The following is a 21,648-nucleotide window of genomic DNA, read 5'->3' on the forward strand; positions in this document are numbered from 1 at the left end:
GGAGGAACTTCGGAGTCGGCAGACAGGCTTTCGTGAGCATGCTTATTATCATCATGCACATAATCCTGCTGGACGCGGTGTGCAAGACCGGCTAAGCCGCCTGGAGCAAATGTCGCGCCGACGTGGCGCAACCGAAGGCCGGCAGAGGCACGCACGAAAAATGAAGACGAACCGGCTCAGAATTGCGACCGTGACTGCCCTGCTGACATGCGCGTTTCCGGCCGCCGCCAAGGAAGCGGTGAGCTGCGGCGGCGCGGCAATGCTCGGCGGCGCGCAGCTCAACTGCAGCCACGTGCAACCCAAGGCTCCGCCGCAGTTCTGCACCTATAGCTGGGCCCTGCACACCACGGTCGGCGACCAGAAAGTCGTCGACGGCAGTTTCACGCTGCCGCCCGGCGCCTCCAACGTCCAGGTCTACCAGGGCAGCGGTTTCGACAGCGCGCTTTCCAACCCGATCGTGATCTGTCGCGGCAGCCGCTGAGCGCGGGTTGGTGCTGCAGCCGGATCACGTTAGTTTGATCGGGAGACAGCGTCGCCAGGGCGCCGCCTCGTGCCTGCCAACTATGGACTGACCGCGATGACCGGACCCAATCCCAATATCAAGCATCCCATTGCGATGCATCCGCGCGTCGGCTTCCTGAAGCCGCTGGTCAATGCGCCGAACATCGAGATCGGCGACTTCACCTATTACGACGATCCCGACGGCCCGGACAAATTCGCCGAGAGGTGCGTGCTGCACCACTATCCCTTCATCGGCGACAGGCTGATCATCGGCAAGTTCTGCGCCATCGCCGAGGGTGCCCGCTTCATCATGAACGGCGCCAATCACGCCATGTCCGGCTTCTCCACCTATCCGTTCAACATTTTTGGCCGTGGCTGGGAGGAAGGTTTTGACCCCGAGACCTGGTCGAAAGAGATCCGCGGCGACACGATCGTCGGCAATGACGTGTGGATCGGCATGGATGCGGTGATCATGCCGGGCATCGAGATCGGCCATGGCGCGATCGTCGCCGCGAAATCGGTTGTCACGCACGACGTGCCGCCCTATGCGATCGTCGCCGGCAATGCGGCCAAGGTGGTGAAGATGCGCTTCGATGAGTTCACGGTGCGACGGCTTTTGAAAGCGGCCTGGTGGAACTGGCCGGTCGACAAGGTCAGCCGCAACCTCAACGCCATTCGCGGCGCCGATATTTCCAAGCTGGAGGCCGCCGTTTGAACGCGCCGGATAAAACCACGAGCGAAACTGCCATAAGTCCGGAGCTGTTCACCCGCGCGTGGATCTTCATCCGCGGCGTGCCGTCGATGAAATTCCTGCCGCCGGAAGGGCCGCCGGAGATCGCCTTTGCCGGCCGCTCCAATGTCGGCAAGTCGTCGCTGATCAACGCGCTGGTCGGCCAGAAGGGGCTGGCGCGCACCTCCAACACGCCGGGACGTACGCAGGAGCTGAACTATTTCGTGCCGGACGGCTTCTCCGGCGAAGGCGCCGACCTGCCGCCGATGGCGCTGGTCGACATGCCGGGCTACGGCTACGCCAGCGCGCCGAAGGACAAGGTCGATGCCTGGACGAAGCTGATCTTCGAATATCTGCAGGGCCGCGTCACGCTGAAGCGCGTCTATGTGCTGATCGACGCCCGGCACGGCATCAAGGCCAAGGACGAGGAGGTGCTGTCGCTGCTCGACAAGGCGGCGGTGTCCTACCAGATCGTGCTGACCAAGACCGATAAGATCAAGGCAGCCGGCGTGCCGAAGCTGATCGAGGAGACGCTTGCCAAGATCAAGAAACGGCCGGCGGCGTTCCCGGCGGTGCTCGCGACTTCGTCGGAAAAGGCCTCAGGGCTCGAGGATCTGCGCGCGGCGATCGCCTTGGTGGCGAACGGCGGCTGACGCATTTTTCGCCTTGGAGCAGGGCAGCCGCGTACTGCGCTCCCCCTCACCCAGTCTCCGCTTCGCCCGGCTGACCTCTCCCCGAGGGCCCCAGATAGAACAAGGACGGGCAGGACCAGCCGCGATCGGCCGACCTGACTGCGCGCCCTAACGCCCGCTCAATCCGTCTCGTCGCGCTCCGGCGCATGGTCGCGCCGGCCGGCAAGGATTTCGCGCTTGCCGACATGGTTGGGCGCGCCGACCAGGCCTTCCTTCTCCATGCGTTCGACCAGCGAGGCGGCGCGGTTATAGCCGATGCCGAGGCGGCGCTGGATGTAGGAGGTCGAGCATTTCTTGTCGCGCTTGACCACTTTGACCGCCTCCTCATAGAGGGCGTCGCCATCTTCGGCGTCTATCGAGCCCTTGTCGAAGACTGGACCCGTGTCGGCCGGATCTTCTTCCTCTTCCTCGCCGGCGGTGACCGTATCGAGATATTCCGGGCGGCCTTGCGCCTTCAAATGCGCCACGACGTGCTCGACCTCGAGATCGGAGACGAAGGGACTGTGCACGCGCACGATGCGCCCGCCGCCGGCCATGTGCAGCATGTCGCCCTGGCCGAGCAGCTGCTCGGCGCCCTGCTCGCCAAGGATGGTGCGGCTGTCGATCTTGGACGTCACCTGGAAGGAGATACGGGTGGGGAAATTGGCCTTGATGGTGCCGGTGATGACGTCGACCGACGGGCGCTGTGTGGCCATGATTAAATGGATGCCGGCGGCGCGCGCCATCTGCGCCAGCCGCTGGATGGCGCCTTCGATCTCCTTGCCGGCCACCATCATCAGGTCGGCCATCTCGTCGACGATGATGACGATGTAGGGCATCGGCGCGAGGTCGATCTCCTGCTCCTCGAACAGCGACTCGCCCGTGCCCTTCTCGAAGCCGACCTGCACCTGCATGACGACGACCTCCCCCTTGTCGCGGGCGGCCGCGGCGCGCTGGTTGTAGCCGTCGATGTTGCGCACGCCGAGGCGCGCCATCTTGCGGTAACGCTCCTCCATCTCGCGCACCGCCCATTTGAGCGCGGTGACCGCTTTCTTGGAATCGGTGACGACCGGCGTGAGCAGATGCGGGATGCCGTCATAGACGGACAATTCGAGCATCTTGGGATCGACCATGATGAGGCGGCACTCCGCCGGCTTCATCCGGTAGAGCAGCGACAGGATCATGGTGTTGATGGCGACCGACTTCCCCGAGCCGGTGGTGCCGGCGACCAGCAGATGCGGCATCTTGGCGAGGTCGGCGATGACCGGCTCGCCGCCGATGGTCTTGCCCAGCCCCAGCGCCAACTTGCACGACGTGTTGCGGAAGCCGGCCGATTCGATCAGCTCGCGGAAATAGACCGTCTCGCGCGTTTCGTTGGGCAGTTCGATGCCGATGACATTGCGGCCCGGCACCACGGCGACGCGCGCCGAGATGGCCGACATGGAGCGGGCGATGTCGTCGGCCAGGCCGATGACGCGGCTGGACTTCACGCCCGGCGCCGGCTCGAACTCGTAGAGCGTGACGACCGGACCCGGCCGGACATGGATGATCTCGCCCTTGACGCCGAAATCCTCCAGCACGCTTTCGAGCAGGTCCGCGTTCTGTTCCATCCGCTCCTGCGACATGTAGAAGCCCTGGCCTTCCGGCGGCATCTGCAGCAATTCCTCGGACGGAAGCTCGTAGCCGGCCGAAGCGGGCTGCGGCGCGACCTTGCCGGCGACGGGCAGGGACGGCGCGGGTCTCGCGACCTGGGCGCTCTTTGCAGCGGAACGCGGCGCGACGGACTCAGGCGCGGGCGCGCGCGATTCGATTTCCACAGGAGCGGGCCGGAGCGCGGGCAGATCGACCGACGGAGTCAGCGGGGCCAGACTTGCGGCCGGCCCGTGCGAGCGCCATTCGATGACGCGGTAGAACGAGGTCGCCTCGCCGATCGCGGCGGGGCGGAACGGGCTCGGTTGCGCCGCAGGACTCATCCGCGCGGGAGCCGCGGGGGTCTGCAAAGGATCGTTCAGCCGTGCCCGCGCCAGGCGCTCGGCGAGCAAGGGCAGGCTGAACTCGAAAAACGCATCGTCGGAAAGATAGGACCAACGAAATTTCGGCGGCTGCGGCTTTTGTGCCGGAGTGGCTACGGCCCGTGGCGGCGGCGCGGCGCTGGCCTGCTGCGGCTTGACGATGGCCTGCGACGGCTTGGCCGGAGCGGTGGCGGCCGCGGCGGGAATTGCCCGGGCCGGATTGGCCGGCTGGGCCGCCGGCGGCGCCGGGCGAATGGAAACGCCGCGGGAAGGCACCGCCTTGGCCGGCGCTTCATCAACTGGCTCCGGTGCGGGCCGTTTGTCGGAATCCGGCGTGCGAGTGAAGCGCACATTGGGCGCGAGGAAGAAATATTGCTGCCAGGCCTGGCCGCCGAACTCGTCGCCGCCAGCCGAATCGGCGGCGTTCGATTCGCCGTCAGCGGCGGCTCGCAGCGTGACGACCTGCCCCGTTTGTCGCTGCGGCGGCACGGCAGCGCCATGATGCCGCGCGTCTTCCGAGCTGCTGTCGTCGTTGTCGCCGTAAGCGGAAGCGCCGGAAGGATTGGCACGGGTAAAACGCATGGATGTCACACTCGAGATTCGTCGAACAAACGTGTCCCGAGACATAGGAACCGATGGTTAACAAGCTCTTCCGGAAGGGTCCGGGAAAGTGCCGGTCGACGGTTCGAGTTGGGCTGGAAGAAGGAGGTGACCGGTGGCATCGAAGTCGGTTGCCGCGGCGCCGTAGCGTCGTCAAAGCGCCTCGCGTTCCTTCGCAATCGCTGCGCGCCGCAGGTTCACGCCGAGAGCGAGGCCTGCTCCTCGGCCGCGAGCTTCTCGGTGCCGTAGGCCTTCAGAAAGACGTTCACGCCGGAGCGGACGACATGCTCGATCTCGGCCTGGCTCGGCGCCTTGGTGCGGTAGGAAAAGATGCACTGGCGGAAGAGGCCGGCGAGGCAGAGCTCGGTGAACTGATAGGCGGCGAGATCGACATCGTCGATCTTTAGCAGGCCGCGTTCGACGGCTTCATTGAGGAAGATCATCACCTTGTCGTGGCCACGCTTGGGACCGCGCTCGTAAAAGCGGGCGCCAAGCTCGGGAATCCTGTCGGAAGCACCGACCACGGTGCGCTGCGCCTGGATGACCTTGGCCGAGGTGATCTTGGCTGAGAGCACCATGCCGAACTTCACCAGCGTCTTGCGCAGGTCGTCGAAATGGTCGAGCACCTCATACATATTCTTGAAGATGGTGCCGCGCTCTTCCTCGATGAGAGCCTCGAACAGCTCTTCCTTGTTGGCGAAATAGACATAGATCGTGCCCTTGGAGACGCCGGCCTCGCGCGTGATGTCGTTCATCGACGCGGCTTCGAAGCCCTTGTCGATGAAGACGCGGCGCGCGCCTTCGATGATCTGGGCCCGTTTGATCGGATCCTGCCCGGCCGCGGGACGGCCTTTGCGCAGGTCGAGCAGATCGCTTTCGGCTGTCGTTTCGACCATCGACGTCAAACCTCGCGAAATATTTCGAACCAACCGGTTCGATTTGCTCTTGATATGGGCCTCTTTTCGCGCTATGTCAATCACCAATTCGAACCGAACGGTTCAGTCTGACTGACTTGTCCCAGAGAGATTATCATGTCCTCGAACGCGCCCGCTACCGCCGAAGTCCGCAATTTCCCCAACGCCAAGGTCCAGCCGTCGACCGAAGCTCCGGAAGCGCCTGTACTGCCCGTTCCTCCCGCGCCTGCCGAAGCGCCGGCCAAGAAGAAGCGCTCTGTCCGCTCGCTGCTGCTGCCGATCATCGGGCTGGGCCTCCTCGGCGCCGGCTCCTGGTACGGCTACGATTACTGGACCGACGGCCGGTTCATGATCTCCACCGACGACGCCTATGTCCAGGCCGACATGTCGTTCGTGTCGCCGAAAATCTCCGGCTATGTTGACAAGGTGCTGGTGAGCGAGAACCAGAGGGTCAAGGCCGGCGATCCGCTGTTCGTCATCGATGACGGCGACTACAAAATCGCGGTCGGCCAGACGGAGGCGCAGATCGCCACGCTGGCGAAGACGCTCGACCGCATCGATGCGCAAACCAAGGCGGCGCAGGCCTCGCTGGCGCAAGCACAGGCGCAGAAGATCGCCGACCAGGCGGCGGCCGACAATGCGGCACGCGCACAGGCCCGCGCGGCGCAGCTGCTCAAGACCCATGTCGGCACGCAGGCGCAGCTCGACGACGCCCAGACGGCGCTCGACCAGGCCAAGGCAGCCCTTGCCGGCGCCGACGCGCAGATCACCGCCGCGCAGGCCAATATCGGCGTGCTCGAAGCCCAGCGCGCGGAATCCGCCAGCACGCTCGCCTCGCTGCAGCTCACCCGCGACAAGGCGCAGCGCGACCTTTCCTTCACCGTGCTCAAGGCGCCCTATGACGGCGTCGTCGGCAACCGCTCGGTCGAACAGGGCGACCTCGTCACGCCCGGCCAGAAGCTCGCCGTCGTCGTGCCGATGGACAAGCTCTACATCGTCGGCAACTTCAAGGAGACGCAGCTTGGCCGGCTGGTGCCTGGCGAGAAGGTCCGCATCACGGTCGATGCCATCGACGGCCAGACCTTCGAGGGCACGGTTTCGTCGCTGGCGCCGGCTTCGGGCGCGGTGTTCTCGCTGCTACCGCCGGAAAACGCCACCGGCAACTTCACCAAGGTCGTGCAGCGCGTGCCGGTCCGCATCGACGTGCCGGCCGACGTGCTGAAGACCGGCAAGCTGCGCGCCGGCCTGAGCGTCATCGTCGCCGCCGACAGCCGCACCGCGCCGGCCGCGACGACCAACTGAGCAGTTTTGGGGGCGGCCCGGTGGCCAATTGAGCGCCGAGCCGCCCAGCCTGTTTTGACGCAGTTCCGGGCGGAAAACGCCGCGCACTTTTGGAGCTGCCGCAGGGAGGCCATGAGATGGCAACCGCAACCATTACCGCAGGAGCAGCGCCGGCCCGGCCGGCAGCCGCCGCACCCGCCGACCACATGCCGGCGCGCCGCGTCATCGCCTTCCTGGCGATGGTGTTCGGCATGTTCATGGCGATCCTCGATATCCAGATCGTCTCGGCATCGCTGGCCGAGATCCAGGCCGGCCTCAGCGCCAGCTCCGACGAGATCCCGTGGGTTCAGACCGCCTATCTGATCGCGGAAGTGGTGATGATCCCGCTGTCGGGCTTCCTCAGCCGCATGCTGTCGACCCGCGTGCTGTTCACGACCGCGGCCGCCGGCTTCACAGCAGCAAGCGCGCTGGCCGCGACCGCCACCAACATCGACCAGATGATCGTCTACCGCGCCATCCAGGGCTTTATCGGCGGCGGCATGATTCCGAGCGTGTTCGCTGCCGCCTTCACCATCTTCCCGCCGTCGCGCCGCGCCGTCGTCTCGCCGATGATCGGCCTCGTGGCGACGCTGGCGCCGACCATCGGCCCGACGGTCGGCGGCTATATCAGCCATGCCATGTCCTGGCACTGGCTGTTCCTGATCAATGTCGTGCCGGGCATACTGGTGGCGACGGCTGCCTGGTCGCTGATCGATTTCGACAAGCCGAACCTCAAGCTGTTTTCCAAGTTCGACTGGTGGGGCCTGATCGGCATGGCCGCCTTCCTCGGCTGCATGGAATACGTGCTGGAGGAAGGCCCGAACCATGACTGGCTGCAGGAGCCGGCCGTCTTTGCCTGCGCCATCATCATGACCATAGGCGGTCTCATCTTCTTCTGGCGCGTCTTCACCGCCGAGGAGCCGATCGTCGATCTGCGGGCCTTCAACAATGTCAATTTCGCCTTCGGCTCGCTGTTCTCCTTCGTGGTCGGCATCGGCCTTTATGGGTTGACCTACCTCTATCCGGTGTTCCTCGGCCGCATCCGCGGTTACGATTCGATGATGATCGGCGAGGCGCTGTTCGTCAGCGGCCTGGCGATGTTCTTCACCGCGCCCGTTGCCGGCATCCTGTCGAACAAGATCGATCTCAGGCTGATGATGATGGTCGGCTTCATCGGCTTCGCCACCGGCACATGGTGGATGACGCATCTCACCGCCGACTGGGATTTTTATGAGCTCTTGATCCCGCAGATCCTGCGCGGCTGCTCGATGATGCTGTGCATGGTGCCGATCAACAACATCGCGCTCGGCACGCTGCCGCCGGAGCGGCTGAAGAATGCGTCGGGCCTGTTCAACCTGACCCGCAATCTCGGCGGTGCCGTCGGCCTGGCAGTCATCAACACGGTGCTGATCGACCGCAATGCCTTCCACTATGCAAGGCTTTCGGAGCATGTGCAGTGGGGCAGCGAGGCCGCGCAGACCAAGCTGCAGAACATGACGCTGACCTTCCAGCAAAACGCCGGCCTCGACGCCACGACCGCCGCCATTTCAAAGCTGTCCGGCATGGTGCAGCAGCAGGCGGCGCTGCTGTCGTTCATGGACGTGTTCATGATGCTGACCGTGCTGTTCGCCTCGCTCGGATTTTTCGTGCTGTTCATCAACAAGCCGGCGCAGCAAGGCGGCGGTGGCGGCGGAGGCCATTGAGGAGCCGGAACCCCCGCCTGGCGTCCTCAACGTGTGACCCCGGAAATCGTCGTCGATTTCCGGGGTCATTTCTTTGGGCAGATCGCAGTCCGCTCAGGCCGCGGCGGGCTTGAAGGTCAGCGCCACGCCGTTGATGCAGTGGCGCAGGCCGGTTGGCGGCGGGCCGTCGTCGAAGACATGGCCGAGATGACCACCGCAGCGGCGGCAATGCACCTCGGTGCGCGTCATGCCGAGCGAACGGTCTTCGGTCTTGCCGATGGCATTGGGGATCTCCTGCCAGAAGCTCGGCCAGCCGGTGCCGGAATCGAACTTCGTTTCCGACGGATAGACCGGCAGGTCGCAGCCGGCGCAGGCGAAGATGCCCTTGCGGTGTTCGTTGAGCAGCGGGCTGGTGCCCGGATATTCGGTGCCCTCCCTGCGCAGCACGTCGAAGGCGGCATCCGAAAGGATGGCGCGCCATTCGGCGTCGGTCTTGGTGATCTCGAGGGTCTCGGCGGCCAGAGCCGGCTTCGCGCCGCCCATGTGCAACGCCGCTCCGGCTCCGATTGCGAGGGCAGTGGCGGCGGCACCGCTCCAGAGAAAGTCGCGACGGTTCATGGCCTTTCCTCCTGACGTGATCTTACAAACTAGGACGCCACCGGAAAAGCAAAAGCCGTTGACGGTTCGCGCGCCACCCCGCGTCGACCGAAGCCCTGGCGATGCGGAGCGGCGCTTGACGGCAACACGGATCGTGGGAGGGAGACCGTGCGGCCGACGCGGACATACGCCACTTCGCCGGCCGCACGCGCTTTGTTACATCTTCGGCAGAAGAACCTTGTCGACGACGTGGATGACGCCGTTCGACTGGCGCACGTCGGCGATCGTGACATGAGCGACGTTGCCGTTCTCGTCGGTCGCCGTGACCTTGCCCTTTTCGGACTTCAGCGTCAGGGCGCAGCCGCCGACGGTCTTGACCTCATGCGCACCGCCATCGGCCTTGGCCATCTTGGCGACGTCGGCGGCCAGCGCCTTGGCGGCAATGACATGGCAGGTGAGGATCTTGGTCAGCTTGTCCTTGTTCTCGGGCTTGAGCAGCGTCTCGACGGTGCCGGCCGGAAGTGCAGAGAAGGCCTCGTTGGTCGGGGCAAAGACGGTGAAAGGACCGCGGGTCTGCAGCGTGTCGACCAAGCCGGCGGCCTTGACGGCGGCGACCAGCGTGGTGTGGTCCTTCGAATTGACGGCATTCTCGATGATGTTCTTCTTGGCATACATCGGGGCGCCGCCGACCATCGGATTGGCGGCATAGGCAACGGCGCCAAGCGCCGAAAGGCCGATTGCAGAGGCAAGCAGAAGGGTGGCGAGTTTACGCATTGTATCAGTCTCCTCGGGTTGTTTTCCCCATCCTTGGGAACGCGAGGAGATACGACGCGTCAAAAACTTAGTTTCGCGAACTTCGAAGATTTTTTATTCGTCGGCCCGGATGCAAACGTACCGCGTCTAAGCGCACGAAAGCGCTGCTGCCGACACATGTCGGGTGGATAGACTTGGGCTAGTCTCCAATTCTTTTCCGAAATGTCGTCAGATGCCCTTCAGATCGCCCGCGGCGACGACGGGGCCGGTCGGCTGGCCGGTCGGCGAACCGCCGGCCGGCTCGAGACTGACGGCGAGCACGGCGCCTTGCGCCAGCTTCTCCTGCACGGCCGGCGTGACGGCCATGCGCGCGGTCTGGCCGGCCGGGATGACGCCCATCGAGACCGGCGCAGTCTTGCCCTCGATCATCCACAGCTCGAAATCCTTGCCGGCGCCGCGTTCGCCGGAAACATGCGAGAGGCCGACCTCCTGGCGGGCTGCGTCGTAGACAGCGAGGTATTTGACGTTGCTGTTGTCGGCGGCGAGCGAGGCGACCAGCCTGGTTTCGGGCTGCGGCAACGGCGGATTGACGAGAGGCAGGGCGACAAAGACGGCCAAAGCGGCAAGCGCGGCCGCGGCAAGCCCGCGCCAGAAGGCGAGGCTCCCCAGCAGGCCGGTGCTGGGCGCGGCGGGGGTGGCCACTGATGAGGCAAACAGCCGGCGGTCGATCGCCGCCTTCACCGAAGCCGGCGGCTCGACCGCAGCGTAAGCAGCCGCTATCGGCGCGAAATGGGCATCCCAGGCATCGACCAGGCGGGCAAAACCCGCCTCGGTATCGATGCGGCGGGAGGCGATCTGGCGTTCGTCGGCTGCCAGAACGCCGAGAACGTATTCGGCGGCGAGCAGGTCGTCGCCTCCGCGTTCCGGTCCGTTTTCTTCCGCCAGCGTCATCTTTCCAGGCATTCTCTCAGTTTGAGCAAGCTTCGCCGCAGCCAAGTCCGCATCGTGTTCAGCGGGACCTTGTGGCGCTCCGCCAGCTCGGCATAGCTTTCGCCGTTGAGATAGGCGCCTCGGACCGCCGCCGCCCGGTCTTTCTCCAATTCGTCGAGGCAATGGTAGATGCGGTCGGTCTCGCCGCCCGCGACAGCCATGGCCTCAGGCCCCGGCGCCGGATCGGCGACCTCGAGCGCTGCATCGATATTGGCGGAAGGACCGCGCCGGGCCCTGATGCGGTCGATCGCATGATTGCGCGCAATGGCCACCAGCCAGGAAATCGGGCTGAGATCGGAAACCGCGAAACGATCGGCCTTGGTCCAGATCTTGACGAAGACCTCCTGCAGCGCTTCTTCCGCCTCACTCTTGTCCCTCAATACACGAAGGCAGACGCCGAAAAGTTTCCCGCTGGTCTGCTTGTAGAGCAGATCGAACGCAGCCCGGTCCTTCATCGAAGTCCGGACGATCAGCTTGCTGATGTCCTGAGGCCCCATGCAGGCAAATTAGAAGATTGCGATCTATTTGCAACGGCACCGGCGGTGTTGTCCACCCAAGGCTGCCGCATCGCCAGTACGTGAAGTCATCTTCTCCAATGCGAGATGAACAACGCAAATCCGGATTTCGATTTGCGGCTTCATGCGATAGCCTTCGCCAAAACAGGGGAGCGGCAATGTCAATTGAACGCGTGCTTTGGGAACAGGATGCGACCGGACTTGCCGAGCTCGTCCACAAGGGGGAAATCTCGCCGCGGGAGCTGGTCGACGCCGCGATCGCCCGCGCCGAGGCGACAAGAACCGACATCAACGCCATAGCGACGCCGCTCTATGACGCCGCCAGGGCGCGGGCGAAGGCGATCGACCGCAAGCAGCCGCTCGCCGGCGTGCCCTTCGCGCTGAAGGATCTCGGCATCGGCATCAAGGGCGTGCCGATCCATGGCGGCAGCCGCATCCCGGCCTTCACGGCCGATTTCAACTCGGTGATGGTCGAGCGCTATCTGGCCGCGGGCCTGATCCCGATCGCTACCAGCACCTCGCCCGAGCATGGGCTGCGGCTGATGACCGAATCGGCCCGCTTCGGCATCACCCGCAACCCCTGGAACACCGGCCACACCACCGGCGGCTCGTCCGGCGGATCGGCGGCGCTGGTGGCGGCCGGCGTGGTGCCGGCGGCGCACGCTTCCGACGGCGGCGGCTCGATCCGGGTGCCTTCGGCCTGCAGCGGCTTGGTCGGGCTCAAGACCTCGCGCGGCCGGGTGCCGCTGACGCCGCTCACCAGCGAGAGCTGGTACGGCATGGTCGTCGACCATGCGGTAAGCCGCTCGGTGCGCGACACAGCCCTCCTGCTCGACCTGACGCACGGCGCCGATCCGCTGTCGCCTTATGCGGCGCGGGAGCCGAAAGGCTCCTTTGCTGCTGCCGCGGCCCGCGATCCAGGCCGGCTCAGCCTCGCCGTCTACCGCAAATCGCCGCTCGGCCTGCCGATCTCGGCTGAGACGATCGAAGCGCTGGACACCGCGGTGGCGCTGGCGCGCGAGGGCGGGCACACGGTGGAAGAGATCGACCTGCCCTATATCGGCCGCGACTTCATCGCGAATTTCTGCAAGAGCGTCGCCTCGGCCGTCGCAGGCATGATGCGTGCCGAGGCGAAGCGCGTCGGCCGCCCGGTGACCGGCGAGGTCGAACGTGCGACGCGCGTGCTCGGCGGCCTCGGCGAAATGCTGTCCGCCGGCGAGGTCTATGACGCCGTGCAGCGGCTCAACGCCACCGCGCGACAGATGATCGAAGACACCGCGCGCTTCGATGCCGTGCTGATGCCGATCATTGCGCACCCGCCGCTCGCCTGCGGCGCGATGGACCCGAAAGGCGCCGACGAGCTCGTCGAGAACGTCCTCGACAAACTGCATCTTACCAGGCTGCTCAGGATCAAATCATTTTTCGGCCAACTGATGGACAAGAGCCTGTGGTTCACTCCCTGGCCGGCGATCCACAATGTCAGCGGCCAGCCCTCGATCGCGCTGCCGGTGCATGTCACCGCAGGTGGCCTGCCGCTCGGCATCCAGGCCGCGGGACGGCCAGGCGACGAGGAGACGCTTTTGTCGCTCGCAGCGCAAATGGAGAAGATTTCGGGATGGCTGAAGCGCCGCGCACCGCTCAAGGTGCCCGGCTAGGTCTGTCGATATTCAGGTGATGCCGGCCTGCGAATGGCGGTTTTCTGCGCTTCCGGTACTCACGTAGCAGAAAGTACGCTCTGTTCCGGTTCTCGAAATCCGCCATTCTCGACTCGACCTGACCTGAATGTCGACAGACCTTGAAACCCGCCGATTTCGTCATTGTGAGCGCAAAGCCGTTTGCGACCTGCGGCAATTCCCGCTAAGACGCCCGCCATCCTTGCCACCTGGGGAAAGCACCGATGACGGACATCGCCGCCAACGCCGAAATGCAGGCCGCGCTGCTCTCGCGCGCGCTTCCTTATATGCAGCGCTACGAGAACAAGACGGTGGTGGTTAAGTATGGCGGCCATGCCATGGGCGACAACGAGCTCGGCAAGGCCTTTGCCCGCGACATCGCGCTGCTCAAACAGTCCGGCGTCAATCCGATCGTCGTTCACGGCGGCGGGCCGCAGATCGGCGCCATGCTCAACAAGATGGGCATCGAATCCAAGTTCGAGGGCGGGTTGCGCGTCACCGACCAGAAGACGGTCGAGATCGTCGAGATGGTGCTGGCCGGCTCGATCAACAAGGAAATCGTGGCGCTGATCAACGCCGAAGGCGAATGGGCGATCGGTCTCTGCGGCAAGGACGGCAACATGGTCTTCGCCGAAAAGGCGCGCAAGACCATGATCGACCCGGATTCCAACATCGAGCGGGTGCTGGATCTCGGTTTCGTCGGCGAGCCGGTCGAGGTCGACCGCACGCTGCTCGATCTGTTGGCCCGTTCCGAGATGATCCCGGTGCTGGCGCCGGTGGCGCCCGGCCGCGACGGCCATACCTACAACATCAACGCCGATACCTTTGCCGGCGCCATCGCCGGCGCCTGCCGCGCCTCGCGCCTGCTGTTCCTGACCGACGTGCCCGGCGTGCTCGACAAGAACAAGAAGCTGATCGACGAGCTGACGGTCGGCGAGGCCAAGGCGCTGATCAAGGACGGCACGATATCGGGCGGTATGATCCCGAAGGTCGAGACCTGCATCGAGGCGATCGAGCGCGGCGTCGAGGGCGTGGTCATCCTCAACGGCAAGACGCCGCATTCGGTGCTGCTCGAGCTGTTCACCGAGCACGGGGCCGGCACGCTGATCGTGCCGTAGCGATTATTTAGCCGGCTATCCTTCTGCTTTCCGCCCGCTTATCTTCCGTGACGGGCATGGCCCGCGCCGGGCGCTGAGAGACCATCGATTCCTCGTCGGCGTCCTGCGGCGCGCCCCAGAATTCGGCAAGCGTCGGGCCCGCGGCCACGCGGCGGTCGCGGACCAGAAAACCCCAGACCTCACGGAACCAGACGCGGCGGCCCATCTTGGTGTACCAACGCATCGAATGCCGCTGCTCTGGGTCCGGATGGAAAAGAACCCGCGCCAGCGCTTTCGGCCGTGACTGCACGGCAAGCTCGATCAGCTTGACGGCGAAGAACAGCATCCACGGTTTCAGCCGGGTCATATGCAGCACCTGGTGCTTGTAGTCCCAGAGCCGGACGTCCTTCTGGATCACCCTGCGATCCTTGGCGATGCGGAAGAACGGCGTCCAGCGATGCGGCGTCACATAGAGCGCCTGGATCTGGTCGGGATCATAGGCGATGAGCTGGCGAAAGCCGCGCCAGAGATCGCGAAAACCCTCATCCTCGAAGCCAGCGACCCAGGTCGCCATGGACAATATGCCGTGCCGGCGAAGCAGCCGGATCGCCTCGCGATCGGACTTGGTGCTGCCGCCCTTGCGGATCAGCGACAGTGTGGCCTCGTCGGTGTTCTCCATGCCGAGCAGCCAGCGGATGACGCCGGCCTTGCGATAAAGGTGCAGGATATCGGCATCGCGCACGATATCGTCGGCGCGCGTCGAGCCGACGATCAGCACCGGCACGTTCTCGGCGATCATCGCATCGAGAAAGGCTCGCCAAGCCTTCTTCGAGGAGGTCGGGTTCTCGTCGGCCAGATTGACCAGTTCGACGCCATACTCGCGGTGCAGCCAGGCGATCTCCTTGGCGAAGCTGACCGGATCGCGATGTCGCCAGCGGGTCCAGAAGCCGCGCTGGCCGCAATAGTTGCACAGATGCGGACAGCCGCGCGAGAACTGCATGACCACGGCGCGCTTGCCGCCCCAATAGCTGTAGCGGCCATGGTCGATCAGCTCCCAGCCGACGCGGCAGGCGTCGAGATCGGCAATCGTCATCGCAGGCGGCGTCGCGAAGGGTCGGCCGCAATCGTCGCGGTAGGCGATGCCGGCGACACCCGACACCGGCCGGCGCCTTTCCAGCGCCTCGACCAGCGCCAGCGCGGTCGCCTCACCCTCGCCGCGCACGATGAAGTCGAAGACGTCCGTTGCGGCGAGCACGTCGCGCCAGTGATAGGTCGGGAAGACGCCGCCATAGAGGATGACGACCCCTAGCGCGCGGGCTTTGATCATTTCCGCGATCCGCAGCGCGGTCGGATGCGCCGAGGTCGAGCCGGAATGGCCGATCAGGACGAAATCCGGATTATCGCTCAGGGCCTCATCGACGAGCGTGGAAAGCGGCATCGGCCCGAACTCCGCATCGACCAGGCGCACCCGATGGCCGGCATCGAGCAGCGGACCGCCGATCGCCAGCAGACCCAAAGGCGGCAGGTGATCGTCGGGCACGCGGCTGCCGATGGCCGTATGCGGCGGGTTGACCAGCACGATGTTCATGGCGGACCTCCGTTGCGTCGGTCCGCCGGTCGTATTTGGCGATGTCGAAGCCGCCTGGGCGCGGTTCAGCAGTTTCGATGCAGCTTTCCCACAGATTTGATGGGCACACCCGAAACGTCGCGCAGAGCGGGAGACGGCGTCAGCCCAGTGCATAACAAAAGGTTAAGGACGTGCGCGTTGCGCAGCTCGATCGAGCTCTGGTTTTCGGCGCTTCAAACCTTCGGCAAGGAGAGTATTAGCAGCAACTAATGCAGTTGACCCTAAACTTTTATTAAAACTCTAAGCATTTATAATTGTCGGTGGGGGACCACAAGGAAATGCCCATATGGCGCTGAATCCCGATCTGAAAATCGATGAGGCGAGCCTCATCACATCGACGTTGATCAAGAAGCACAAGGCGGCGTCCGCGGAGGCGGTCGACGCCGCCGAGCTCAAGGCGCGGGCGGCCCAGCTCGCCCTGGTGCTGGACCTCGCTCATCAGGCTTTCGCGCGCCAGGAGCCCGCAGGGCAAATCGTCGAGCGCCTGGCGGGTCGACTGCATGAACTGCGCCGGGAAGTCGCTCCGGCTCTTTGGCAGGAACTGATCCCGCTCGCTCAGCAGCACCGCGTGGCGGCATACCTGAAGCAGGATCCGTTCACGCGCTGGTCCTTCGAAAAGCCGCGCGGCTATTCGGGCGACGCGACGCTGCTGGACATCTACTACAAGCACCCGAGCGCCGACGAGATCGTGGCATCGTCGAGCGAACTCGGCCGCGAGATCTTTGCCTATACGAGCGAAGCGGCAAGCTCGGTGGCGGGGCGCGAGCGCCGCGAGATACTGGCCAAAACGGTCGACGAAACGGCTGCCCGGGTAGAAAACGCCGAGGTGCTGGCAATCGCCTGCGGCCATTTGCGGGAAGCCGAACTCTCAAAGGCGCTCGCCGAGAGAAGGTTAAAGCGCTGGATCGGTCTCGACCAGGACCCGGTGAGCGTCGGCACGGTCAACCGCGACCTCGCCGGTACGGCAGTGGAAGCCGTGGACGGATCGGTGCGCGGTCTTTTGCGGCGCGCCTACCCGCTTGGCACATTCGATCTCGTCTATGCGTCCGGGCTGTATGACTACCTGCCGCTTCCGGTCGGCGCACGGCTGCTGCAGCGCGCGATGGAACTGGTCAAGCCGGACGGCGAATTCCTCTTCGCCAATTTCAGCGACGAGATCACGACCGACGGGTACATGGAGACGTTCATGGACTGGCCGCTCATCCTGCGGTCGGCCGGCGACATGTGGGACATCATCAATGCCGCGGTGGACAAGAACCGCGTCGAAGCCGAGGTCTATTACGGATCGAATAGGAACATCGTCTACGGCAGGATCCGCAAACGCGTGGATTTCGCGGCGCCCGCCAGGGAGCGGTAGCGGAGCCGCTTCACATTCCGATTTCAAGTCGGGCCGTGCAGCGGCCCGGCTTCTGATGCATCGCGCGGCGTCCTCGTTTCGCCGACATAGCGCCGCCTGTCCTCCTGCCGGACTGCTTAAGCTAAGCGACGAGGTCCTGCCTAGCCTGCATGATCTCTTCGATCGGGACGGGACGTCCGGTCAGGAAGCCCTGGATCGACTGGATGCCCATGTGCTGCAGCAAATTCTGCTGCTCTTTCGTCTCGACACCCTCGACAAGGACCGTATGGCCCAGATTGCGCAGCAGTCTGACCATGTCCTGCAACAGGCTCAGGCCTCGAACCGTCTGGCAATCGTGCAAGAAACTCCGATCGATCTTGACGACGTCGAACTTGAAACGACGGAGCCAGGCCAGACCTGCAAATCCGGTTCCGAAATCATCGAGCCAGATCTGAACGCCCAGGTTTCGAAGCTGCTCGATACTTCTGGCGGCCTGCGCCTCCAGGGATATATCGCTGCCTTCGGTGACCTCGAGCGCCAGCCTCTGAGGCGCCATGCCGTGGCGACCAAGGATCTCGGTGACGTGAAGCGGGAAATTCGGAGCCTTGAGCTGGACGACCGAGACGTTCACGGACACGACCGATCCCAATCCGTGCTCGACCATGTCGCCGCAAGCCCGATCGATCACCCACATCCCGAGTTCCTCGATCCCGCCGGTCTGCTCGGCGACAGGTATGAACACGGACGGGCTGATCACGCTGCCGTCGAAGTCGCGCAGCCGCATCAACGACTCATGGCCAAGCACCTTGCCGGATATCGCATCGCAGATCGGCTGATAGACGACGGAGACCAGTCCCTCCGAAACGGCTTGCTTGAGCAGTTCCGAAAGATTCTGGCTGGCGCGCTTCTGATCGATGGCCTGCGCATCATAGATGGTGACGGTCGCGCGACCGGAAAACTTGGAGGCGTAAAGCGCGCGATCGGCCTCCTGCAACAGGATCCGAAGCTCTATGCTTTGATCGGCGCGCGTTAACGAGGCGCCAGCGCTGATGGTGACGATGTTGAGTTTATCGTCCCGGTCGGGATGGGAGATGTTCAAGTCCTCGACGGCCCGGCAGAATTGATGGGTCACCTCGCGCAGGTGATCCGGTCCGGCGACCTTGCAGAGCACGACGAATTCTTCGCCGCCGTACCGTCCCGCGATGGCGTGATTGGACGCCGCCGTCTCGTCGAAGGCTCGGGCAAGCTCGATCAGGCAGTCGTCGCCGGCCTGATGGCCGAGCCGATCGTTGAACCGCTTGAAATAGTCCACGTCCATGAGAATGACGCCTATTTCGTCATTGTCCCTGGCCCATTCCTTGCACAACTCCGCGAATTCCCGGGTGATCGCCCTGCGGTTCTTAAGCCCGGTAAGCGGGTCGGTGTCCGCGATCTCGATGAGCTTTTGACCGTTTTCGATGGCGACCTGCTCCTGGATCTGCGCCTGAAGGGCATGCAGGAAGGTTTGGTAGCGCTCCATGCTGAGGCGCCATGACAGATAAAGCGACAAAACAAGGCAATTCACGAAATAGGTTGCAAGCACCAGACGGGTGCCAAGATCGGCTTGAAGCAAGAACAGCGTGGCGCCGAGGAATGCTATTGTCACGGTTGCGGACGACAGCGCCGAGAGCCATAGCCGGAAGTTGAAGAAAAGGTTGGCACCGAGAATGAAAACCGTGCCGAAGATGATGAAATGGGACAGCGCCTCCTGATGCGTCGTTCCGAGGGCCGACAGCAGCCATCCGATCGCGCCCGCCACGATCGCCAGAGCAGCAACGTAGTGCAGAGTGGTGACGGCAAAATCGCGTCGAGCAACAAGTTCGACAAGCACCAGGAAGGTCAATCCCAACGTCAGGCGCGTCAGAATCACACGGTCGGCAATGTCCGGGAAAAGGAACCAGTCGAAGGCCCCGTAGCATATGTAGCTCAACACGGCAGCCGCTATGCCCCAGCGCACGACCTTGCGATTCTGATCCGCGTTCTTCTGCAGCAGCATCGCAAAAAGCGTCGGATCGGCGGATTTCCACGGCGGGCGTGAAATCGCTTCAGTGACCCTCTGAGCCACGTCCTCCGTCAGTTGCATGCAATGCTCCTTTGCGATCATCCTCCGCATGAACGGGTTCGAGCAAGCGAAGTCCGTCAAGTCCTTACGGAAGGACGAAGGCAAGCCTGGTTCATTATAAGACACTAATGTTGCTAACCGCCGGTAAACGGATCATGCGATTGCACCGGCCCAGCGGCCCAGCTAAGGATTCCATGCAACAATCGTGAGTTACCGAATAATGCATGGTCACACTTTCTCCAGATCGCAAGAGAAGACGGACGAAACATTGCGTAAATTTCCGAGCACGTCTTTTGTTAAGATTCGTGTAACCTTAATTTCAGTTGATATCGGGGAAATCGTCCCGAAGTAGATTCGCTCCGACAACATTGTCGGGCCGTTCTTTGCGGAGAACCGTTTCGGGCACGATTACCGCCGCAAATGGCTGAGCGGCACGTGGCCTGGCCCCTTGATGTTCTGCAGCACAAGCTGGGTGTGGACGTCGCGGACGCCGGGCAGCCGCATCAGCCGGTGCATGACGAAAGCATTGAGATCGTCCACCGACGGCACCATCACATGCAGCAGGAAATCGTGGTCGCCGGTCATCGTCCAGCAGGACGAGACCTCGTCCATGCGCTGCACGGCGGCGATAAAACTTTCCGGCGAGCCGTCGCTGTGGCTCACCAGGCGGACCTGGATGAACACCTCGACCGTCAGCCCCAGCGCGCGTCGGCTGAGCACGGCGGCAAAGCCCTTGATGATGCCGGCGCCTTGCAGCGCCTCGAAGCGCCGCGCGCAGGGCGTGGTCGACAGGCCGATCTCCTGCGCGAGTTCCGACACGGCCTTGCGCCCGTCGCGCTGCAGGGTATCGAGCATTCTTATTTCGAACTCATCCAGCTGAGGCATTTTCCCTCCTAAATGTTTAAATTTGAGCGGAGTTTACCTCAAAATGCGTCACGTGGCTACAAACAAGGCTGATTTGCCTCACGAGCCGCGGCTACGATGACGCCACCATCCGGGAACCGACGATTTTTCAGGAGGAAGAAATGACGATCAGCGTTGCCGACTATGCCCGCGAATGCGCGGCGCAAGGCCTTCGCGGCGACTATTCGGTGTGCCGCGCCGACTTCACAGTGGCTCAGGATTACGACTATTCCGCCGACGAGCAGGCAGTGTGGCGCACGCTCTGCGATCGCCAGTCGAAGCTGACGCAGAGGCTGGCGCACCGTTCCTATCTCGACGGCGTCGCGACGCTCGGGCTGCTCGACAAGATTCCGGATTTCGACGCCATCAGCGAGAAATTGCGCAAGCTCACGGGCTGGGAAATCGTGGCGGTGCCCGGGCTGATCCCCGCCGGCCCCTTCTTCGACCATCTCGCAAACCGCCGTTTCCCGGTCACCAACTGGCTGCGGACCAGGCAGGAACTCGACTACATCGTCGAGCCGGACATGTTCCATGACTTCTTCGGCCATGTGCCGATCCTGACGCAGCCGGTGTTCGCCGATTTCATGCAGATGTATGGTGAGAAGGCCGAGGACATGATCGCGCTGGGCGGCGACGAGATGATCACCCGGCTCTACTGGTACAGCGCCGAATACGGCCTCATCCAGGAAGCCGGCCAGCCGGTAAAGGCTTTCGGCGCAGGACTGATGTCGTCTTTCACCGAGCTGCAATTCGCGGTCGAAAGCAAGGACGCCCATCATGTGCCGTTCGACCTGGAGACGGTGATGCGCACCGGCTACGAGATCGACAAGTTCCAGCGCGCCTACTTCGTTCTGCCGTCCTTCGACGCATTGCGCGATGCATTCGCCGGCGACGACCTCGCCGGGATCGTCACGCGGTTCAAGGGTCAGCCGGCGCTCGACCCCGCCACGGTCTAGGCATTGAAACAAAATGCGCGAGCCCGAAATCGTTCGGCGCGGCGCGCTTCGGGGTCCGGCTTTCGCCCAGCCGGCCGTCAGAGCGGTTCGGTGGCTAAAAGGCGACTGAGCCGCTCTGGGTTTTGCGGAAGCAAGCCGCCAGTGTTGGGTCGCTCGGGCATCAGCCGGCCGAAGCCGGCTCGGCCTTGATCCTCGCCAACTGCTCGCTCTGCAGCTTCAGCGCGGCGTCGATGAAGCGCAGCACGGTCGCCAACTCGGCGTCGCTGAAAGCCGCCATCACTTTCTCGCCCTCGCGCGCGATGGCGCCATAGTAGCGCTCCGAAAGTTCTCTGGTCAGGTCGGTCGCCTCGATCACCACCTTGCGCCTGTCTTCCAGGCTGCGGGTTCGGGTAACGAGCCCACGCGCCTCAAGGCGGTCGATCAAGGCCGTCACCGCTGCCGGCGTCAGCCCCGTCGCCGCCGCCACGGCGCGGGCCGATTGCGGCCCCGCATAGAGCAAGCCCAGACAATGCCGCTCGGCCGCGATCAGCCCAAGCCGCTCCCCGACCGCCTCGTCATAGGCTTGCGTCGCGTCCTGCCAGCGCATGACGGCACGGCTGACGGCCGCCGTCATCTCAGCACGATTCATGCTTGACGAATTTAGTTCGATCATCTAACTATCAAGTTGTCT

At 63.9% G+C, this 21,648-nt stretch carries 19 protein-coding genes; 9 read left to right on the forward strand and 10 right to left on the reverse strand.

Annotated features, from left to right (window positions below; translation table 11 throughout):
- Positions 1-190: 190 nt before the first annotated feature.
- From A9K71_RS26645 to yihA, 3 genes are all read left to right on the forward strand, one after another.
- Positions 191-481 (forward strand): hypothetical protein, encoded by a 291-nt coding sequence (locus tag A9K71_RS26645; RefSeq protein ID WP_245299785.1) that lies wholly within the window; start codon positions 191-193, stop codon positions 479-481.
- Positions 482-577: 96 nt separating this feature from the next.
- Entirely contained in the window at positions 578-1,216 is a 639-nt protein-coding gene (locus A9K71_RS26650; RefSeq protein WP_067003291.1) for a CatB-related O-acetyltransferase, read from the forward strand.
- Complete coding sequence (gene yihA, locus A9K71_RS26655; RefSeq protein WP_067002997.1) at positions 1,213-1,884, forward strand: ribosome biogenesis GTP-binding protein YihA/YsxC; 672 nt, start codon at positions 1,213-1,215, stop codon at positions 1,882-1,884. The genes A9K71_RS26650 and yihA overlap by 4 nt, the downstream gene beginning before the upstream one ends.
- Before the next feature lie 158 nt (positions 1,885-2,042).
- Here yihA and A9K71_RS26660 read toward each other — a convergent pair whose 3' ends face one another.
- Complete coding sequence (locus tag A9K71_RS26660) at positions 2,043-4,496, reverse strand: DNA translocase FtsK (RefSeq protein WP_067003000.1); 2,454 nt, start codon at positions 4,494-4,496, stop codon at positions 2,043-2,045.
- Between the two features lie 215 nt (positions 4,497-4,711).
- Complete coding sequence (locus A9K71_RS26665) at positions 4,712-5,410, reverse strand: TetR/AcrR family transcriptional regulator (protein ID WP_067003003.1); 699 nt, start codon at positions 5,408-5,410, stop codon at positions 4,712-4,714.
- Positions 5,411-5,545: 135 nt separating this feature from the next.
- Here A9K71_RS26665 and A9K71_RS26670 point away from each other — a divergent pair, with 135 nt between their 5' ends.
- Both A9K71_RS26670 and A9K71_RS26675 read left to right on the forward strand, forming a co-directional pair.
- Positions 5,546-6,730 (forward strand): HlyD family secretion protein, encoded by a 1,185-nt coding sequence (locus tag A9K71_RS26670; protein ID WP_067003005.1) that lies wholly within the window; start codon positions 5,546-5,548, stop codon positions 6,728-6,730.
- Positions 6,731-6,846: 116 nt separating this feature from the next.
- Positions 6,847-8,451 carry a DHA2 family efflux MFS transporter permease subunit gene (locus A9K71_RS26675; RefSeq protein WP_067003293.1) on the forward strand — a complete coding sequence of 535 codons (1,605 nt, stop codon included), beginning with the start codon at positions 6,847-6,849 and terminating at the stop codon, positions 8,449-8,451.
- Between the two features lie 93 nt (positions 8,452-8,544).
- Here the strand turns inward: A9K71_RS26675 and msrB are convergent, their stop codons facing one another.
- The 4 genes from msrB to A9K71_RS26695 form a co-directional block, all read right to left on the reverse strand.
- A complete protein-coding gene (gene msrB / locus A9K71_RS26680; protein ID WP_067003007.1) occupies positions 8,545-9,048 on the reverse strand; it encodes a peptide-methionine (R)-S-oxide reductase MsrB in 504 nt (167 codons plus the stop codon).
- A 195-nt stretch (positions 9,049-9,243) separates the two neighbouring features.
- Positions 9,244-9,801: a fasciclin domain-containing protein gene (locus A9K71_RS26685; protein ID WP_067003009.1), complete on the reverse strand. Its 558-nt coding sequence runs from the start codon at positions 9,799-9,801 to the stop codon at positions 9,244-9,246.
- Between the two features lie 207 nt (positions 9,802-10,008).
- The gene (locus A9K71_RS26690; RefSeq protein ID WP_197504280.1) at positions 10,009-10,731 is read right to left on the reverse strand and encodes an anti-sigma factor; all 723 of its coding nucleotides are present in this window, start codon (positions 10,729-10,731) and stop codon (positions 10,009-10,011) included.
- Positions 10,728-11,267, reverse strand: a complete 540-nt coding sequence (locus A9K71_RS26695) for a sigma-70 family RNA polymerase sigma factor (protein ID WP_067003014.1) — start codon at positions 11,265-11,267, stop codon at positions 10,728-10,730. Before A9K71_RS26695 ends, A9K71_RS26690 begins: the two co-directional genes overlap by 4 nt.
- A gap of 176 nt (positions 11,268-11,443) precedes the next feature.
- Between A9K71_RS26695 and A9K71_RS26700 the strand changes: the two genes are divergently transcribed.
- Positions 11,444-12,940: an amidase gene (locus A9K71_RS26700; RefSeq protein ID WP_067003016.1), complete on the forward strand. Its 1,497-nt coding sequence runs from the start codon at positions 11,444-11,446 to the stop codon at positions 12,938-12,940.
- A 242-nt stretch (positions 12,941-13,182) separates the two neighbouring features.
- Positions 13,183-14,076, forward strand: coding sequence for an acetylglutamate kinase (gene argB, locus A9K71_RS26705; protein WP_067003018.1), 894 nt, complete (start codon positions 13,183-13,185; stop codon positions 14,074-14,076).
- 7 nt (positions 14,077-14,083) lie between these two features.
- On the opposite strand, the gene bchE is transcribed toward argB, so the two are convergent.
- Positions 14,084-15,643 (reverse strand): magnesium-protoporphyrin IX monomethyl ester anaerobic oxidative cyclase, encoded by a 1,560-nt coding sequence (gene bchE / locus A9K71_RS26710; RefSeq protein ID WP_067003020.1) that lies wholly within the window; start codon positions 15,641-15,643, stop codon positions 14,084-14,086.
- A 325-nt stretch (positions 15,644-15,968) separates the two neighbouring features.
- Between bchE and A9K71_RS26715 the strand changes: the two genes are divergently transcribed.
- On the forward strand, positions 15,969-17,039 hold the full coding sequence (locus tag A9K71_RS26715) for a class I SAM-dependent methyltransferase (RefSeq protein WP_067003021.1): 1,071 nt from the start codon (positions 15,969-15,971) through the stop codon (positions 17,037-17,039).
- 121 nt (positions 17,040-17,160) lie between these two features.
- Here the strand turns inward: A9K71_RS26715 and A9K71_RS26720 are convergent, their stop codons facing one another.
- Together A9K71_RS26720 and A9K71_RS26725 are read right to left on the reverse strand one after the other, a co-directional pair.
- Positions 17,161-19,140, reverse strand: a complete 1,980-nt coding sequence (locus A9K71_RS26720; RefSeq protein ID WP_067003295.1) for a GGDEF and EAL domain-containing protein — start codon at positions 19,138-19,140, stop codon at positions 17,161-17,163.
- Between the two features lie 387 nt (positions 19,141-19,527).
- A complete protein-coding gene (locus tag A9K71_RS26725; RefSeq protein ID WP_067003023.1) occupies positions 19,528-20,004 on the reverse strand; it encodes an Lrp/AsnC family transcriptional regulator in 477 nt (158 codons plus the stop codon).
- A 140-nt stretch (positions 20,005-20,144) separates the two neighbouring features.
- Between A9K71_RS26725 and phhA the strand changes: the two genes are divergently transcribed.
- On the forward strand, positions 20,145-20,978 hold the full coding sequence (gene phhA / locus A9K71_RS26730) for a phenylalanine 4-monooxygenase (RefSeq protein WP_067003025.1): 834 nt from the start codon (positions 20,145-20,147) through the stop codon (positions 20,976-20,978).
- Between the two features lie 160 nt (positions 20,979-21,138).
- On the opposite strand, the gene A9K71_RS26735 is transcribed toward phhA, so the two are convergent.
- Complete coding sequence (locus A9K71_RS26735; RefSeq protein ID WP_067003027.1) at positions 21,139-21,630, reverse strand: MarR family transcriptional regulator; 492 nt, start codon at positions 21,628-21,630, stop codon at positions 21,139-21,141.
- Positions 21,631-21,648 lie beyond the last annotated feature (18 nt).

This window comes from Mesorhizobium sp. WSM3873 (assembly GCF_001672445.1).
Lineage (GTDB): Bacteria > Pseudomonadota > Alphaproteobacteria > Rhizobiales > Rhizobiaceae > Mesorhizobium.